The following is a 15,231-nucleotide window of genomic DNA, read 5'->3' on the forward strand; positions in this document are numbered from 1 at the left end:
AACAGGTGTTATTATAAGGCTGTTCATTTTTTTGATAAGTATTTAGCGTATTCTAATAAATGAATCCAAAACTTTTCCCTATTTTCATTTGTTAATTCGGATAAGATTTCTTTAAATTCGATAGGCATGTCAAAATTAATACTCAAATTAAATAATATGGAATCTGTTGAAACAGAATATAATCCTGCGAGTTTTATCAAAGAGGTTACATCTGGTATATTTTTTCCTTCGTATCCAGCGTAAGTACTACGGGATATTCCTATATTATCAGCTACTTCTTGTTGGGTGTATTTGTGATTGAGTCTTAATTCTTTTAAACGGTTTCCAATCATTTTACTTAATTGCATTTCTTTCATAATAATAAGTATCCTCTTCTTTTAGATATTTTATTCGAGTGAAGATAGCACTAGTTGATTATATATGTTAATAAACGGAAGTATCACACATTTGACGAAATTTTGCACACCTTTTGTCGTTGATTTATACGTCAAATTAAAGTAACATTAAAAATGTTAAATATATGATAAAAGTAAAGTATTTATTTTCGTAAAAATGTAAAATAATAGCAATAAATAGAACAAATGTTCTTTTTTATATGATATAATCGTTGTAGCAGACGGTGAACGGGGGATATACAAGTGCAATCGTTGGATGAAAAAGTAACTAATTTTATAACGTTATTAAGAAATAGTGGAATTGACAGCCGATCAACAATTGAAGATCTTTTTAAAGAAGTTAAAAGTATAGAAAAAACCCCCATTGATGGTTAATGGGGGTTTTACATTTTTAATAAGAATTTAGTTATATCATCTATTTTAGCCATCAAATATTTTTGTTCTAATTCACCTAGTTTATTATATCGGTCAATAAAATCTTTTATCTCATCTGTTAAATCTTCTTCTTTTGAGTCTTCTTCTTTTGAATCCTCTGTTAGTAAAATATTTAATTTAGTGGGTTCTCTCTTTTCTTCTATACCAAAATCACTTGCTTCTAATATCTGATCACCTTTTAATAAATAATCGACAGTCACATCAAAATAATCTGCAATTGACATTAAAACCTCTAAACTTGGTTGTCGTTTATCCTTTTCATACATCGCTATAGTGCTTTTACCAGCATTTAATATATCTGCTAATTGAGTTTGAGTCAAACTTCGGCTGTTTCTCAACCTCGCTAATCTTCTTCCGAAAGTCATATCATCACCTTCTATTAATTCTTAATTTGTTGAATCATACATGAATCATACATCAATCATACATGTTTACTATTCCATTCTACCTTGTACAATCCACTAATTGTAACTTTTAATCACATTATCACGAAAAGTGAAATTTGAACATTGGTAAATATAAGGAAAATAGTAATTACTTACAAATGTTGTATGTTATTGTGAGTATTATCACCTTTTGTTATGAAAATTATACATAATCCTCACAGAAAATAAAAAAACGTATTGACTGTACACAAATTGTGAGTATAATAAGGATTATAAGGTCGCATTTAGTGAGGGGTGAACTTACAAAAGTGAAGAATAAGGTAATGAAATCTTTAAGAGGTGATCGAACGCAGCAACAAGTTGCAGATGATTTAAACATCGCTTCGACTACATACAACATGATTGAAAACGGAAATCGTTTTCCACGCAAAGACTTACAATTAAAACTTTCAAAATACTTTGGAGTAACAATTGAAGAGTTATTTTTTTCTGAACAAGTTCACGATGAGTGAGAATTAGGACACAAAACATTAGCATAAACATTAGTAAGGGGTGATAAAAATGGCTCTTCGGATCATCAAGAGGACTTTCGGCACAAAAGACATACAAGAAGCCTTTCAAGAAGCTTTAGAACCTTACTTCCAGGATGAAGTCACAATTGAAACGATTTTAAATAATCAAAAGGATCGTGAAGAGGAGGGAAAATAAATGCTTTCTTTATATGGTATGTGGCTTATTGTAGCAGTTGGTTTTGCTGCTTTGTTGGTTCTAAGAGCTGTAGGTCCACATTGGTATAAACAATTATTTGATAAGTATCTTTGGACAATTGGCGAGTAACAAATTTTTTTAACTAAATAATGGACAAGCAGGAGGAACTGATTAATGGGGAACTTACAAGTAGTTAATCACAATGGAGTAAATGTTATTAGTTCGGTAGAAGTTGCTGCAATGGTTGGTAGAGATCACAGCGATTTAATGAAGTCCATTCGTAAATATACAGAAACACTTCACTCGGCAAATCTTCCTAGTGAAACATTCTTTTTACCAAGTGAATATCAAAATTCAAGAAATCAAAAACAACCGTGTTTCCTACTTACTAAAAAAGGTTGCGATATGGTAGCAAACAAAATGACTGGTGAAAAAGGGATCTTATTCACAGCAGCTTACGTAGATAAATTTCATGAAATGGAAAAGGTAGTTACTCAACAATTACCACAAATGACACCATTACAAATGATTCATACCATGACAGATGAAATGATAAAGCAAGATAAGCGTTTAGAAAGCTTAGAAGATAAAGTAAATAACCAGTTAACTTTAGACTTCGGCCAACAAAGAATGGTCCAAAACGCTAAAAACAAGCGAGTTTATCAATTATGGAATAACGGAACAATTAACCAAGATATTTTAGATACACTTCCAAAAGTTCATGCTGCTATCGGTAGAGATTTGAAAAACGCTTTTGCAGTAAACAGTTTTAGAGATATTCGTAAACATGAGTATGAGGAAGCGATCAACTACATAAATGCTTGGAGACCTAGCTTAGTTTAACTTTTAGATCCTTCGCGAAATTTGATGATTGAAAACTGTCATAACTTTGAAGGGGGGTGAAGACAATGGAAAACGTCGGTGAATGTATTGGATGTAAAGAAAACATCTATAAAGGTGATGAAATACTTAGACATCCAAATGGCGGAAAGATTCATGATAATAATGATTGTTTTGAAGAGTACATTCGTGAAATTTGTTTTAGTACAAATGCATAAAAAAACAGCTAACCAAAGGTCAGCCATTTAATAAAGCCTAGGAACTTTAATTATATGCGTTGACTCCTAGAATATGCAATAGGAGGGAGAAAATTGGAAGAGGTATATGTATACGATGTTAACTATCGAATGCAATATCATCCAGAATTCCATCAGAAGCATGGTAAAAACTTCACTGAAGATGAGCTTGAGTATCTTTGTAAATACTACGAAGCAGACGATCTACAGACTGTAGCTTTTGCGCTTGAAAAAACTGAAGCAGCTATTCAAATGAAAGTAAGTAATTTAAGAAAAACAGGACTGTTCGAGTTCTATAAAAATAGAAATCTTTATTACTAAACGGAGGGGAACTATGAAAATTTCATTCGATTTTATTAAAGTAATTAATTTTAAAAACCATAAGGATTTAGCTATCAATTTTAAAGATATTACAAACATTGAAGGTCGTAACGGAGCTGGTAAATCAACAATAGGTGATGCGCCAACTTGGTTATTATTCGGTACTGATATCAATGGTAATAAATTAGATCCTAAACCCATTGGTGAAGATGATGTAGAAACTACGGTTTTACTAGTTCTAAATGTAGATGGAAAAGAATTTCAGTTAGCTAAATCACAAAAGAAAACAGCTAAATACTTTATCAACGAAGTGCCAGAAAAAGCTACAAAATTTAATGAACTTGTCAGTGAGTTGTTTGATAAAGATTTATTCTTATCAATTTTCAATCCTACTTATTTTTCTAGCCAAAATTGGCAGGACCAAAGAAAACAGTTGCTACAGTACGTTCCAGAACCATTAAACAAAGAAGTATTCGCGGAGCTTCATGAAATGTCCGTAAGCATATTAGAACCGGAATTTAAAAAACATAACATAGATGATTTAGAAAAAATACATCGTGATCAATACAACAAATTGGACAAGTCTTCCGAACGTGCTGGCGAAAGAGTAGTTACATTACGCGAGCAATTAGAAAAATTTAAGTTCGATAACTTAGATCGAGTAAACGAAAAGACATTACAGCAATTAGAAGTTCAAAAATCTGAAATCAATAAATTTCAATCCCAAAATCAACAAGTTAATAACAAGATATCCACAATTAGAGTAAAAATGTCAACGTTATATACGCAGTTAAAAAGACAAAGAGAAAAGGTTATAGCCATTAAAAATGAAGAGATCAATATGAATTGTAGTACTTGCGGTCAATTATTAAATGAAGAATCCATCGGAAAAGTTAAGAAGAATAAACAACTGGTTTTCTCTAAAGAAGTTGAGTACGGAAAAGAGCTATCAGCTGAATATTCGCAATTGAAAATGGAGTTAGAAGAACTTGAAAACACTAATCAGATTCCAATTGACCAGGACTTATTAGAGCAAATCAACAATGAAATTATTCAAATCAAAACTCAATTAAATCAAGTGAATCAGGTGGAACGACTTAAAGCTGAATTAATTGATGCTGAAGCTAATAAAGAAGAAATCCGCACCAAGCGAAACAAGTCATTAGCAATCATCGATGCAATTAAAGAATTTAGAACAAAGCGTTCTGAATTGATGATTAAAAAGATTGATTCATTATTTACGAATATCTCAGTTAAGTTGTTTGAGCAATTGAAGAACGGTGAAGAAAGAGCAACTTTTGAAATCGAAATGCATGGTAGACCTTTCAGTAAGTTATCAACTGCAGAACGCATTAAATGTGGTTTAGAACTTAGTGAAGTTCTATTGAAGCAATCTGAATTGATCGCTCCAACATTTGTAGATAATGCAGAATCGATTCTTAAATTCTCAAAACCTACTGGTCAGCTGATTGTAGCAAGAGTAGTAGACACAGATTTTAATATAAAAACTATTCAATTAGAGGAGGAAGTTGTAAATGTCTAATCAAGTAGCAGTTTCAAACACACAAGCAGTAGTAGGTACTTTCACACAAACGGAGCTGGATACATTAAAGCACACAATCGCGGTAGGTACTTCAAATGAACAGTTCGCTTTATTCGTTCAAACATGTGTTAATTCAGGTCTTAATCCTTTCTTAAATCAGATCTACTGCATTGTATATGGTGGAAAAATGAGCATCCAAGTAGCAGTTGAAGGTGTACTTGCATTAGCACGTAAACAACCAGGATTTAAAGGTGTAGATGTTGAGCTAGTCCATGAAAATGATGATTTCAAATACAATCCAGCTACTAAAGAAATTACTCACTCAGTTGGATTCCCTCGCGGAAAAGTAATAGGCGGATATGCAATTGCTAAGAAAGAGAACTTTACTGATGTTGTAACGCTTATGGAAGTAAGTGAAGTTGAACATATGACAAAAGGTAATAACAAAAATATGTGGACTAACTACTTTAATGACATGTTCAAAAAGCACATTATGAAACGTGCAGCAAAGCTTCAATACGGTATTGAAATTGCTGAAGACGAACAAATCGGTTCAAGTTCAGTAGATGAAGCTAAATCTGGTTATCGTAAAGAAATTACTCCTAATCAGATTCAAATTGCTGAAGGTGAAGTAATTGATCCAGAGGATGAAATGAAATCACGCTGGAGTGAAATTAAAAGCAAACAAGTTAAATACAGTCTAAGCGAAGATGAACTTAAGAACATAATCAAAATCAATTTCAATAAAGTAGCGAAAGAACTTACACTGCAGCAATTGGTTGGTTTATCAAAACTAATCGATTTAGAGGGCAAGAAAAAGAAAACTTCAGAACCAGAAGAGATTACTTTTGATGATTTAGACGAGTTTTAATCCACAACTTAGAAGGAGGATAATATGGCTGGTTGGATATCACTTCATAGGAAGGTCAGAGACCATTGGCTCTATAAAGAAAAAAGAGTCTTCTCTAAATTCGAAGCGTGGGTTGACCTTCTTATGGAGGTTAACCACCAAGATAATAAAGTTCTCTTAGGGAATGAATTAATCGAGGTAAAACGCGGTCAAACAATCACTTCAATGAGGAAATTATGTGACCGTTGGGGATGGAGTAATACGAAAGTAAAACAGTTTTTAACTCTGTTACAAAATGATGGGATGATGACCTATAAAAGCGACACAAAAAAGACGGTTATAACCATTGCTAATTATGAGCATTTCCAGAATATGAGTGATGAAAAAACATCACAAAACACACACGGAAACGACACGAAACAGACACGAAAACATACAAACAATAATGATAATAATGATAACAATGAAAATAAGGTTATATCTACTACTACTGGAATTGATCCTGAATACGGAGAATTAATAACTATTTTTGAAAATAACATCGGAATGATTGCAGGATCGATTAATGAAGAAACTTATTATGAATTTTATCAATTGCTCGGAAAAGAATTAATTATACATGCCATAAGAAAAGCTACTGAAAGAAATAAAAGAAGTTTTGGATATGTTAAATCCATTTTAAATAGTTGGATAAAAGCTAACTGCAAAACTGTAGCTGATGCTGAAGCATTTGATCAACAACACTTTAGTCAAAATAAAAAAGGGGTGAACCGAGTTGGAAAGTCTACAAGCGATACTAAAAAATACGACTTCTCAAACATCACCGTCAACACAAGGGAATAGATGTGATGAATGCGGTAGGAAACTAAAGATTCAAATAGATGGTGAAGAAAAGTGCTGGTACTGCGAAGTTGTTCTAAGTGAAGACAAACAAATTGTAGCATCGATGAATCTTCAAAATGAGAAACAAAAGATTATTAATTTGTATCGTGGTTTTGAAGATAGTAGTTTTATTAATCCTGAATTAAAGAAAGCAACGTTTAATAACTACAAAGTGGAAACCAAAGACCAAATTAATGCATTAAGGTTCTGTGAATCCTATGTAAGTCGTTTTAAAGGTGATAAACCAGAAAACTTATTTTTATATGGAACTCCTGGTATTGGTAAAAGTCATTTATCTGTATCTATTACGAAAGAATTGATGAAAAAAGGGATCGCAGCTGCATTCATTCCAGCTCCTAAAATATTCACTAAGATTAAAGAAACGTGGTCGAAGAATTCAATTATAAGTGAATCGGAATTTTTAAGGTCGTTAGCAACTATTGATTGTTTAGTAATTGACGATATTGGAACGGAATACAGAAGTAACAAATTGGATGAAGAAGATTCGTGGGCAAAGAAGAAGCTATTTGAAGTAATAGATAGTCGAGTCGGTCGTTCAACAATTTATACAAGTAACTATGATCCTAACAATCTATTAGAAATGTATGGTGAACGAGATTTTAGTCGAATGATTCAGCATACAACGATTTTGGAAATGTATGGTCAAAATAATCGAATGAAAAATATTAAAGAGGGTTAAGGTATGTGCTCAAAAGTAATTGAAGTTTATCCAGGTGTAATTCAATTTCAATCATGTTCGTGTAGTGATTGCTTAGCGAAGAAAGAAGCAACTAAAGAGTTTTATAAAAAATTCGATACTCTGTATGAGCAATTCCAACTTAAAAAAGGAAGCTCCTGATGAGCCAATCAAACAATCAGGAGCTAGGAGTTGCGTGATAAATGCCTCTTGGACAAGGCTTGGTCTAATTATATACAAGAAAACTTTAAAATATACCTAATTTTTCGGAGGAATTCATGAAAAAGAAAGGTTGGAATGACTTATTCAAAACAGATGAGATAAAAACGGATGAACAAGAAATTGTTCGTCCTGGCATCTGTACAAATTGTGGACATGGTTATTTCAAATTAAAAATTGTTAAACGTCGCTTACTCAGAGGATGTAAGAAGTGTGGCGAGGTTATAGATCCGGAAAATATGAAAGTTCTTAGGAAGGGGAAAAAACAATGATTATTACTACAACTACTGAATTAATTGCAAAATGCTTATCACGTACAGAAAGTTTTGCAGTAAAAGAGTTCTTCAATGCAATTAAAGGTGAGGAAAAAGGAAAAATGAGCATGAGAACCTTATCAGCAACTAATTCAATAACTGTAGCTGCACTTAGAAAATTAGAGATAGTTGGAATTCTTAAGACTCGTAGTTTAGGAGCTAAGGGTACACGTTATCAAATTCTAAATATGGCTGCTCTTAAAGATGTTGTAAGGAATTTAAACATATGAGTAATCAGATTAATTTCACAATATATGGAGAACCAGTTGCACAGGGTAGACCAAAATTTACTACGTTTGGTGGAAATGTTCGAGCATACGATCCAAAAAAATCAAAGGATTTTAAAGAGTACTGCAAATTAGCTGCAGCTGATTATAGACCAGAACAACTTTTAGAAGGTCCATTAAAGCTAGAAGTTAAAGTTTATAAATCCATTTTAAAAAGTTTTTCTAAGAAAAAAGCAATTGCAGCAGAGCAAGGTATTTTAAGGCCAACAACTAAGCCAGATGTAGACAACTATGTCAAAGGAGTTAAGGATGCTCTTAAATCAATCATCTGGAAAGATGACAGCCAAGTAGTAGAGCTGACAGTTAGTAAATGGTATAGCAATGCACCACGTATTGAAGTAACTATTAATCAATTATTCTAGGAGGATTATTTAAATGGCATACGTTGAATTTAAAGCATTAGTTAAAAAGGTAAATCTTAAACCAAAGGGTGTAAAAGAAATTGTTTTAGAAATTAACGGTACTGCTTTAGATGGCAAGTTAGACCAGCTCTCAGAAATGATTGACCAAAAAGTCGAAGTGAATTTGGATTCGTTAGTGGTTAATTACAACGTCACTATTAATGCTAAAACAAATAAACCTATCACTGAATACAAGGTTGATGATAAAGGTGTTGTTTCAGAGGTACAGCCTACACATGAACAATTAGAAGCAGATTTGGAACTACCACCTGAAAAGGTTAAAACACGAATTGAAGAAGAGCAATTGGATCGTGAAATTGTAGATAACTTCATATTGAGTGGATTATCACCAAACTACACTGATTTACCATATGATTTTGCAAACATTGTAAAACGAAAAATCGAAGGTGAATCATACTATAAATTGGCCAATGAACTAGGAATTTCTTCTGGAAAGATTGTTGAATTTGTGGATGAGTATCGCAAACGGGTAGCTGCATCTGCTGTAGCATGGCATGAATGGAAAGAAAATCAAGAAACAGGGTCTACAAGCGAAGAAGAGCAAACAAGTAGTGAAGAAGTCGTTCCAGAAGAACAAGTTGCTGAAACGGTTGAAGAAACTGAAGTGGAGTCTTCTGATCAAGAAGACGTAGAAATAGATTTTGAATCGTTTGATAATGAAGAATTTTAATTGAACATGTAGGAGGTTTTTCCTCCTGCTTTTATAAAATCGAATAGGGTGAATTTCGTGTTTAAAAGGCTCATAGAGAAGTTTTTTAATAAGGTAATAGGAAAGTACCCAAAATCCAAAAAAGAATCAAAATCAGTAAAAATTCCAAAGGATTACGAAGAGATTTTCGAAGGTGATCCCCAATTAGGCAATGAGAGTAATGTAATTTATTTCAAGAGGTGAGCTAAGTGGAGACTTGCAAATATCCTGGATGCGGATATAAAGCTGATTTTATCTCAAAAATCCATTGTCGTATCAATCATGGTATGGAACGTGAAGAGATTGAAAAGGCATTCGGCCAAGGTACGGAATTAAAAAATAACCGTGCGAAAATGAGTTTAATGAAATGGATTCCAACAAAAGCACAATTCAAACGTGCCGCAAAGTATGGAGTTAATGAATCGAATCTTAAAAACCGTGGTAGTTTAGGTTGGGATCAAGAGAGAGCAATTACTACTCCTATTTATTCGTTAAATGAAGCAGGTCGTAATGGTGCTAAAAGTTCAGATTTTAGTTTTAAAGGGAGGAAGAAGAAATGAAAAGACAATTCAAGCCAAATAACAAGGTTAAACACTTTGAAAACAAGGCTAAGAGGTATTTAGCGATTGGTAAATGGCATGAACAAAGATATGATAGCGCCAAGTTAAATTTGAATTTCTTACAAGAACGTTTTGATAGTAAGAACAAAGAGCATGAGCAATTATACAGCCAATTTCATGGGTTAAGAAATGAATACTTTGAGCAAAAAGATGAGCTCAGCAAAGTAAACCAAGAGATTCTTCACTATCAAAAGAGAATTGATGAGCAAATGATCCGTTTCAATAAAAACGAAAATGAATTGATAAAAGAAGTTATGGATCTTGAAAGTAAGTTGGATATGAAGGATAAACAACTACTTGGAGTTAGTATCTGGTTCACTTTTTATGTAGCGTTTGATATCGTTGGATATTTTATTTGAGGAGTGAGGGATATGAAACAAGGTAAACGTCCAACTAGAAGACAAGCTGTCTTGATAAAATCATATGGTTTAAAGCATGAGAACTGGCTGATCGTTAAAAACCTACCAGATGAATTGCATATTGCACATCGAGAGACTGGTAGTAAAAAGGTTTTACCAAATACCTAACAACTCCTAAGTTGAAGGAGGCATAAAAATGAATATTGAACAACTTTCATTTATTGATGAAATAGATGAGAAAAAGGTTAGAAGGGCAGTTATTAAGCAGCTAAAACGCTTTAAAGCTTTAAGGGTTGCTGTACAAAATAAAGATGAGCAAATAGCTGAAGGTGTAGAGAATCCATTTCCTAAGATCGTTGATAAAGAAAAGGAAAAGCGATTTAAAGTAAAGCAAATGGAACGGGCTATAGAATATGCGCTAGATGATATTGAACGAGAAGTAATTGAAAAAAAATATCTTTCTTCTAGTCGTGTTAAAGATATTAATTTATATTTGGATTTAGGAATAACTAAAGATCAATATTATGAACATAAAAGACAAGCTATTTTTGCATTGGCAGAGGCACTCAATATCATTTGAGTGCCTTTTCTCTATTTAAGATTTCGAGACAATTTTTTAATATCGTCTCATTACCTATTATGACTAAAGTGAGTTTTTTTCTTGCTCTAGTTAAAATTTGTAACAGCATTTTAACCGGATGATAGTATGTATCTTTAATATAAATTAATTTTTTATGATGATACTGAAAATTGTTATCTATAACAACCGCGACATTATCAAATTCTTGTCCAATTACCTTATGAGCACTTTCTCCACGATTAAATAGATACTTATCAAATGACTCAACATGCTTTAACGAGGCTGAGTAGTTTATAATCTCCCAATCTTCTTCCTTTAAAATATCAAGATACTTTAAGGTAGAATCATTCGTTGAAAAATATTGGATATTAATATTAGAGTATGATTCGTTAGGATTTTGTTTTGATAAATCTAAAAAGTTTTTAATAAATGAGGCAATTTCTTTGTTTGTTCTAATTTTTTCTGTTAATGGATAGTATTCCGGTGAAACTTCATCAATTATGTAATTTGGAATATCATTTTGAATTTCTCCATCGTGCATACACTGTTGAGGATCGAATGAAAATATACATTTTACTTTAAGTTCTTTGATTTTGTCTAATAGTATTTTGAGTTGACTTTTATTAACTCGTTGAACTTCATCAAAAATGATAAGTTCATATTTACTAACATCATATGACCAGTAATTTTTCATTGGAACTATAGTCCAGGAATATTCTAGATTTAAATTACGATGTCCAATGTTTAGATTCCCACAGTGAAAGATAAGAACATTTTTATTACTATTTAAGTATTCCTTAGCAATATCATAAACTAATAGAGTTTTTCCAGTCCCAGCGGAACCTTGAATTGAGGCGAATTTTGAGCCATCTAATGTACTTAAGGATAGGATGTCTTTTTTTATTTTTTCTTGATTTTCATTTAAAAAGTAGTTTCCGTTAATGAACTTTTCAGTTGAATTAAAGGGAGAAACTAAATAGTTTGTAGGATCAAATAATTTATCTAAATCATGGTATATCACATTTTGTTCATTTAATTTTTCTATTAAAAATTGAAAGTTTGTTTCAACAAGTTCTTCCTTCTCATTAAAAAAATACAGTCTTTTCTCATTTACTACATATGTAAAATTAAATACTTCTAACTCTAAGAAACCTAGATAGTATTTATTCCTTTCCAATTGTTTTATTATTTTTTCTTGAGTGCTTTCGCCTTTAATTTCAACATTAACAACACTGTGTTCACTAAATCTTAATAAGTCAAACTCTTTGCTGATTTGTTTGATGGTATAACCTACGTAAAATCCATTAAGAATTTCTAAATCGTAAGAATTTACTTGGATGCAATCTATTAATGACTTAATATCAGAAGGTTCGTTTTTCTTAAGTTTAATATTAAAATTTTTAAGATATGTTTTAAAAACTGATGGATCCATATCATCATGGGCATCTACTAATGATAATAAATTAATTGGTTTCAATATATTATTCCTTTCGTAATTAGATTATTTTTCCAATTATTACTATATAATTTTTCTGAAAATAAAAGAAGTAGTTTCTTAATATTTGACTACTTTCGATAAAATCTAGATAAAAATAAGGACAAATTTAGGGATATTTCAGGGGAAGTTTTGAATTATCATAAAAAGTAAACTTTTCTTATCAGCTTAATTCGTAGCTGATGGGAGAAGCATAAACTCCTGTATCAATTATGTAACTCGATTAATCGATGGTACTAGGTTGGTACCTTAGCAGCTAGTCTGCATAGGTTGAGGCGAGGCAGGAGTTAAGAGTACTCCAATGATTTATTCTTTGTAAACTAGATCTGTTAGAGAGGTTTCCCCTTCCTTCGGTTTTCTAATGGGTCTAGTTTAGAGGGAATAAAGCTTCTTTTGTCGAATGATAGGACTAAAGGAGGTGATTAGTATGTTTTTTGATGTGCATTTTAAAAGTGTAAATGGGCAAGAAATTAGATTCAATCAAGTTGAGAGAGAATCAGCAAATGTTCTTACCAGAGAGATAACAAACAGCAATTCAAACTGGTTTGGAAATGAATCACAAAGAGTTAACTTAAATAATGTTATCGAGTTTAGACTTATTGAAGTAGACAAAGATGGTTACGCGGTTGATAGACCTGGATTTGATATAGTGTAATTTCAGAACCGACATAAATTATGTATATGATATCCATTTCTAGTTTACATAATAGTTGTATTAGGAAGTTGAGATGTATGGCAACCCTTATATATAAGGGTTCGAGCTAGGTGGATGTTTCTTGTTTATTCATGTTTTTATACAATGTAGATAAATCAAGGATTTTAGAGACTTGGATTAAGTGCCAAGTCTCTTTATTTTGCATAAAAACATGAATAAATAAAACATTTGGAGGTGAGGTGTAATGAGTGGCTAGAGAGAGGAATCCCAACAGAGATAAGGCTTTTGATATTTTTCGAAGTCATAATGGAAACATTACAAATCGTGAAATTGCTAAGCAACTTGGTGAAGATGAAAAGAAAGTAGCAGTATGGAAACAACGTGATAAATGGAATGTTGTACAACAAAAGGCTGAAAATGTTGTACAACAAAATAAGAAAAGAGCTAGAGGTGCACCTAAAGGTAGTAAGAACGCTTTAGGGAACAAAGGTGGTCATGGTGGACCAATTGGGAATGATAAAGCAGTTAAACATGGTTTCTTTGCTAAGTATCTTCCAAAGGAATCGTTAGATATCATCGAAGAGCTTCAAGAACTTAGTCCTTTAGATATTCTTTGGCAACAAATTAATATTCAATACGCAGCTATAATAAGAGCGCAAAGAATAATGTTTGTGACTAATAAGTGTGATATGACTAAAGAACTTAAGAAAACTAGGGAAACTGATGCTACTTCTGAAAGAGAGTATGAGATCCAATTTGCTTGGGATAAGCACGCTAGTTTTCTTACTGCACAATCAAGGGCTATGTCAGCTTTAAATAGCTTAATCAAGCAATATGAAGAGTTATCTAATACTGAAGAGCAACAATTACGCATTAAGAAGCTTAAAGGTGAAATTGCTAAGATTGAACGTGATATAAATAACGATGATGAAGACGATTCAATCCAAATTGTAATCAAGCGAAAAGGTGAAGGCTGATGGTTGAAAAAGAAGTCAATCCTCATTTTGAAGATTTCATTTTTGATTGGGAACATAAGTATTACTTCCTGGTTGGTGGTTATGGATCATCTAAAAGTTATCATGTTGCTCTTAAATTAATCCTAAAGCTAGTTGAGGAAAAACGTACAGCTCTAATCGTTCGTGAGGTTTATGATACGATTCGAGATTCTTGTTTCGCCCTACTCGCTGATATTGCAGACGAATTAGGCTTATATAGCACAAGGAAAGAAAAGGGGAAAATACAATTTACATCCTCGCCAATGCAAATAAGATTTCCTAATGGTTCTAAGATCATCTTTAAGGGTATGGATAAGCCAGAGAAATTAAAGTCAGTGCATAATGTATCAATCGTTTGGCTTGAAGAGTGCAGCGAAACAAAATATGCAGGGTATAAAGAGTTAACAGGACGTTTAAGGCATCCAACTTTTAAAACGCATATCATTCTTTCAACAAATCCTGTTGGGAAAAGCAATTGGAGTTATAAGCATTTCTTCAAGAATGACAAAACAAAGTATCATGTGCTGAATGATGAAGAGTTATATAAACAACGAATCATGGTTGTAAATAAAACATACTATCACCATTCAACAGCAGACGATAATTTGTTTTTACCAGAGGATTACATTGAACAATTAGACGATTTAAAGAATCATGATCCAGATTTGCACAGAATAGCCCGTAAAGGAGAGTTTGGAACGAACGGGATTAAGGTATTACCTCAGTTCGTAGAAGCTCCGCACGAGGAAGTAATGAATAAAATCAGAGCAATCAAGAAGCCACTCTATAAAAACGGTATGGACTTCGGGTTTGTAACATCCTACAACGCATTGCTAAGATTGGCCATCGATCATGATAAAAAAATACTTTATATCTATTGGGAGTATTACAAAAACCAACAAACAGACGATAAAACGGCTGAAGATATTAAAGAATTTAAAGTGTCTGGCGAGCTAATTAAAGCAGATTCAGCAGAGCCAAAAACAATTGCTTTCTTTAAGCAAAACGGTTTTAAAATGAAGCCTGGTAAGAAGTTTCCTGGTTCAAGGCTTCAATATACAAAGAAGGTTAAACGATTTAAAAAGATTATTTGCTCTAGCAATTGCGTTAATACAATTGATGAGCTAAAAGATTTAACATTCGCAGTCGATAAACAAGGGGAAATTATTGAAGATGAATTTAACATCGATCCTCATACGTTTTCGGCTATTTGGTATGCTCTGGATGATTACGAGGTATCTGATTTGAAAGGTAACTCAGTAAGAAGCATGAGTAAGTCCGAATTAGGATTGTAGGAGGTGAGA

26 protein-coding genes are annotated in these 15,231 nt (G+C 32.5%); 23 read left to right on the forward strand and 3 right to left on the reverse strand.

Going from position 1 to position 15,231, the window contains the following annotated elements:
- Positions 1 to 23 precede the first annotated feature (23 nt).
- The gene (locus CN514_RS00805; RefSeq protein ID WP_098230951.1) at positions 24 to 356 is read right to left on the reverse strand and encodes a helix-turn-helix domain-containing protein; all 333 of its coding nucleotides are present in this window, start codon (positions 354 to 356) and stop codon (positions 24 to 26) included.
- A gap of 282 nt (positions 357 to 638) precedes the next feature.
- Between CN514_RS00805 and CN514_RS26305 the strand changes: the two genes are divergently transcribed.
- Complete coding sequence (locus CN514_RS26305) at positions 639 to 770, forward strand: hypothetical protein (RefSeq protein ID WP_286141501.1); 132 nt, start codon at positions 639 to 641, stop codon at positions 768 to 770.
- A gap of 8 nt (positions 771 to 778) precedes the next feature.
- Here CN514_RS26305 and CN514_RS00810 read toward each other — a convergent pair whose 3' ends face one another.
- The gene (locus CN514_RS00810) at positions 779 to 1,195 is read right to left on the reverse strand and encodes a helix-turn-helix domain-containing protein (RefSeq protein WP_098230952.1); all 417 of its coding nucleotides are present in this window, start codon (positions 1,193 to 1,195) and stop codon (positions 779 to 781) included.
- A gap of 344 nt (positions 1,196 to 1,539) precedes the next feature.
- Between CN514_RS00810 and CN514_RS00815 the strand changes: the two genes are divergently transcribed.
- The 19 genes from CN514_RS00815 (at position 1,540) to CN514_RS00880 (ending at position 10,782) form a co-directional block, all read left to right on the forward strand.
- Positions 1,540 to 1,728, forward strand: coding sequence for a helix-turn-helix transcriptional regulator (locus tag CN514_RS00815; protein WP_098230989.1), 189 nt, complete (start codon positions 1,540 to 1,542; stop codon positions 1,726 to 1,728).
- Positions 1,729 to 1,777: 49 nt separating this feature from the next.
- Positions 1,778 to 1,924, forward strand: a complete 147-nt coding sequence (locus CN514_RS25445) for a hypothetical protein (protein ID WP_176525737.1) — start codon at positions 1,778 to 1,780, stop codon at positions 1,922 to 1,924.
- Entirely contained in the window at positions 1,925 to 2,053 is a 129-nt protein-coding gene (locus CN514_RS26310; RefSeq protein ID WP_286141502.1) for a hypothetical protein, read from the forward strand.
- A gap of 45 nt (positions 2,054 to 2,098) precedes the next feature.
- Entirely contained in the window at positions 2,099 to 2,767 is a 669-nt protein-coding gene (locus CN514_RS00820; protein ID WP_098230953.1) for a Rha family transcriptional regulator, read from the forward strand.
- A gap of 65 nt (positions 2,768 to 2,832) precedes the next feature.
- On the forward strand, positions 2,833 to 2,982 hold the full coding sequence (locus CN514_RS25450; RefSeq protein WP_176525738.1) for a hypothetical protein: 150 nt from the start codon (positions 2,833 to 2,835) through the stop codon (positions 2,980 to 2,982).
- Positions 2,983 to 3,075: 93 nt separating this feature from the next.
- Positions 3,076 to 3,321 carry a DNA-entry nuclease gene (locus tag CN514_RS00825; RefSeq protein ID WP_286141503.1) on the forward strand — a complete coding sequence of 82 codons (246 nt, stop codon included), beginning with the start codon at positions 3,076 to 3,078 and terminating at the stop codon, positions 3,319 to 3,321.
- Between the two features lie 13 nt (positions 3,322 to 3,334).
- Positions 3,335 to 4,864 (forward strand): AAA family ATPase, encoded by a 1,530-nt coding sequence (locus tag CN514_RS00830; RefSeq protein ID WP_098230954.1) that lies wholly within the window; start codon positions 3,335 to 3,337, stop codon positions 4,862 to 4,864.
- A complete protein-coding gene (locus CN514_RS00835; RefSeq protein ID WP_098230955.1) occupies positions 4,857 to 5,735 on the forward strand; it encodes a RecT family recombinase in 879 nt (292 codons plus the stop codon). Before CN514_RS00830 ends, CN514_RS00835 begins: the two co-directional genes overlap by 8 nt.
- Before the next feature lie 24 nt (positions 5,736 to 5,759).
- On the forward strand, positions 5,760 to 6,557 hold the full coding sequence (locus CN514_RS00840) for a DnaD domain-containing protein (RefSeq protein ID WP_098230956.1): 798 nt from the start codon (positions 5,760 to 5,762) through the stop codon (positions 6,555 to 6,557).
- Complete coding sequence (locus CN514_RS00845; RefSeq protein WP_098230957.1) at positions 6,490 to 7,296, forward strand: ATP-binding protein; 807 nt, start codon at positions 6,490 to 6,492, stop codon at positions 7,294 to 7,296. Before CN514_RS00840 ends, CN514_RS00845 begins: the two co-directional genes overlap by 68 nt.
- A 3-nt stretch (positions 7,297 to 7,299) precedes the next feature.
- Positions 7,300 to 7,455: a hypothetical protein gene (locus tag CN514_RS25455; RefSeq protein WP_176525739.1), complete on the forward strand. Its 156-nt coding sequence runs from the start codon at positions 7,300 to 7,302 to the stop codon at positions 7,453 to 7,455.
- A gap of 116 nt (positions 7,456 to 7,571) precedes the next feature.
- The gene (locus CN514_RS00850; protein WP_098230958.1) at positions 7,572 to 7,784 is read left to right on the forward strand and encodes a DUF8096 family protein; all 213 of its coding nucleotides are present in this window, start codon (positions 7,572 to 7,574) and stop codon (positions 7,782 to 7,784) included.
- On the forward strand, positions 7,781 to 8,056 hold the full coding sequence (locus tag CN514_RS00855; protein WP_098230959.1) for a hypothetical protein: 276 nt from the start codon (positions 7,781 to 7,783) through the stop codon (positions 8,054 to 8,056). Before CN514_RS00850 ends, CN514_RS00855 begins: the two co-directional genes overlap by 4 nt.
- On the forward strand, positions 8,053 to 8,475 hold the full coding sequence (locus CN514_RS00860; protein WP_098230960.1) for a RusA family crossover junction endodeoxyribonuclease: 423 nt from the start codon (positions 8,053 to 8,055) through the stop codon (positions 8,473 to 8,475). The genes CN514_RS00855 and CN514_RS00860 overlap by 4 nt, the downstream gene beginning before the upstream one ends.
- A gap of 13 nt (positions 8,476 to 8,488) precedes the next feature.
- Entirely contained in the window at positions 8,489 to 9,205 is a 717-nt protein-coding gene (locus tag CN514_RS00865) for a 2-methylcitrate dehydratase (RefSeq protein WP_098230961.1), read from the forward strand.
- 227 nt (positions 9,206 to 9,432) lie between these two features.
- Positions 9,433 to 9,783, forward strand: coding sequence for a hypothetical protein (locus tag CN514_RS00870; protein WP_098230962.1), 351 nt, complete (start codon positions 9,433 to 9,435; stop codon positions 9,781 to 9,783).
- Positions 9,780 to 10,202 carry a hypothetical protein gene (locus CN514_RS00875; protein ID WP_098230963.1) on the forward strand — a complete coding sequence of 141 codons (423 nt, stop codon included), beginning with the start codon at positions 9,780 to 9,782 and terminating at the stop codon, positions 10,200 to 10,202. Before CN514_RS00870 ends, CN514_RS00875 begins: the two co-directional genes overlap by 4 nt.
- Positions 10,203 to 10,214: 12 nt before the next feature.
- Positions 10,215 to 10,370 (forward strand): DUF6906 family protein, encoded by a 156-nt coding sequence (locus CN514_RS25460; protein WP_176525740.1) that lies wholly within the window; start codon positions 10,215 to 10,217, stop codon positions 10,368 to 10,370.
- A gap of 28 nt (positions 10,371 to 10,398) precedes the next feature.
- Positions 10,399 to 10,782 (forward strand): ArpU family phage packaging/lysis transcriptional regulator, encoded by a 384-nt coding sequence (locus CN514_RS00880; protein ID WP_098230964.1) that lies wholly within the window; start codon positions 10,399 to 10,401, stop codon positions 10,780 to 10,782.
- Here CN514_RS00880 and CN514_RS00885 read toward each other — a convergent pair.
- Positions 10,775 to 12,259: a DNA/RNA helicase domain-containing protein gene (locus tag CN514_RS00885; protein WP_176525741.1), complete on the reverse strand. Its 1,485-nt coding sequence runs from the start codon at positions 12,257 to 12,259 to the stop codon at positions 10,775 to 10,777. The two genes, CN514_RS00880 and CN514_RS00885, sit on opposite strands and share 8 nt — an antisense overlap.
- Before the next feature lie 445 nt (positions 12,260 to 12,704).
- Between CN514_RS00885 and CN514_RS00890 the strand changes: the two genes are divergently transcribed.
- From CN514_RS00890 to CN514_RS00900, 3 genes are all read left to right on the forward strand, one after another.
- On the forward strand, positions 12,705 to 12,932 hold the full coding sequence (locus CN514_RS00890) for a hypothetical protein (protein WP_098230965.1): 228 nt from the start codon (positions 12,705 to 12,707) through the stop codon (positions 12,930 to 12,932).
- Positions 12,933 to 13,180: 248 nt separating this feature from the next.
- The gene (gene terS / locus CN514_RS00895; protein ID WP_098230966.1) at positions 13,181 to 13,909 is read left to right on the forward strand and encodes a phage terminase small subunit; all 729 of its coding nucleotides are present in this window, start codon (positions 13,181 to 13,183) and stop codon (positions 13,907 to 13,909) included.
- The gene (locus tag CN514_RS00900; protein ID WP_176525742.1) at positions 13,909 to 15,222 is read left to right on the forward strand and encodes a PBSX family phage terminase large subunit; all 1,314 of its coding nucleotides are present in this window, start codon (positions 13,909 to 13,911) and stop codon (positions 15,220 to 15,222) included. Before terS ends, CN514_RS00900 begins: the two co-directional genes overlap by 1 nt.
- The last annotated feature ends 9 nt before the right edge of the window (positions 15,223 to 15,231 follow it).

This window comes from Bacillus sp. AFS001701 (assembly GCF_002559405.1).
GTDB lineage: Bacteria > Bacillota > Bacilli > Bacillales > Bacillaceae_G > Gottfriedia.

What these genes read in the sequence shown, in the direction of transcription:
- CN514_RS00835 (WP_098230955.1), top strand. Translation starts at nt 4,857, where the DNA reads ATGTCTAATCAAGTAGCAGTTTCAAACACACAAGCAGTAGTAGGTACT.
- CN514_RS25460 (WP_176525740.1), top strand. Translation starts at nt 10,215, where the DNA reads ATGAAACAAGGTAAACGTCCAACTAGAAGACAAGCTGTCTTGATAAAA.
- CN514_RS25445 (WP_176525737.1), top strand. Translation starts at nt 1,778, where the DNA reads ATGGCTCTTCGGATCATCAAGAGGACTTTCGGCACAAAAGACATACAA.
- CN514_RS26310 (WP_286141502.1), top strand. Translation starts at nt 1,925, where the DNA reads ATGCTTTCTTTATATGGTATGTGGCTTATTGTAGCAGTTGGTTTTGCT.
- CN514_RS00890 (WP_098230965.1), top strand. Translation starts at nt 12,705, where the DNA reads ATGTTTTTTGATGTGCATTTTAAAAGTGTAAATGGGCAAGAAATTAGA.
- CN514_RS00820 (WP_098230953.1), top strand. Translation starts at nt 2,099, where the DNA reads ATGGGGAACTTACAAGTAGTTAATCACAATGGAGTAAATGTTATTAGT.
- CN514_RS00815 (WP_098230989.1), top strand. Translation starts at nt 1,540, where the DNA reads ATGAAATCTTTAAGAGGTGATCGAACGCAGCAACAAGTTGCAGATGAT.
- CN514_RS00805 (WP_098230951.1), bottom strand. Translation starts at nt 356, where the DNA reads ATGAAAGAAATGCAATTAAGTAAAATGATTGGAAACCGTTTAAAAGAA.
- CN514_RS00880 (WP_098230964.1), top strand. Translation starts at nt 10,399, where the DNA reads ATGAATATTGAACAACTTTCATTTATTGATGAAATAGATGAGAAAAAG.
- CN514_RS00840 (WP_098230956.1), top strand. Translation starts at nt 5,760, where the DNA reads ATGGCTGGTTGGATATCACTTCATAGGAAGGTCAGAGACCATTGGCTC.
- CN514_RS00850 (WP_098230958.1), top strand. Translation starts at nt 7,572, where the DNA reads ATGAAAAAGAAAGGTTGGAATGACTTATTCAAAACAGATGAGATAAAA.
- CN514_RS00855 (WP_098230959.1), top strand. Translation starts at nt 7,781, where the DNA reads ATGATTATTACTACAACTACTGAATTAATTGCAAAATGCTTATCACGT.
- CN514_RS00830 (WP_098230954.1), top strand. Translation starts at nt 3,335, where the DNA reads ATGAAAATTTCATTCGATTTTATTAAAGTAATTAATTTTAAAAACCAT.
- CN514_RS00865 (WP_098230961.1), top strand. Translation starts at nt 8,489, where the DNA reads ATGGCATACGTTGAATTTAAAGCATTAGTTAAAAAGGTAAATCTTAAA.
- CN514_RS00860 (WP_098230960.1), top strand. Translation starts at nt 8,053, where the DNA reads ATGAGTAATCAGATTAATTTCACAATATATGGAGAACCAGTTGCACAG.
- CN514_RS00900 (WP_176525742.1), top strand. Translation starts at nt 13,909, where the DNA reads ATGGTTGAAAAAGAAGTCAATCCTCATTTTGAAGATTTCATTTTTGAT.
- CN514_RS00875 (WP_098230963.1), top strand. Translation starts at nt 9,780, where the DNA reads ATGAAAAGACAATTCAAGCCAAATAACAAGGTTAAACACTTTGAAAAC.
- CN514_RS25450 (WP_176525738.1), top strand. Translation starts at nt 2,833, where the DNA reads ATGGAAAACGTCGGTGAATGTATTGGATGTAAAGAAAACATCTATAAA.
- CN514_RS00810 (WP_098230952.1), bottom strand. Translation starts at nt 1,195, where the DNA reads ATGACTTTCGGAAGAAGATTAGCGAGGTTGAGAAACAGCCGAAGTTTG.
- CN514_RS25455 (WP_176525739.1), top strand. Translation starts at nt 7,300, where the DNA reads ATGTGCTCAAAAGTAATTGAAGTTTATCCAGGTGTAATTCAATTTCAA.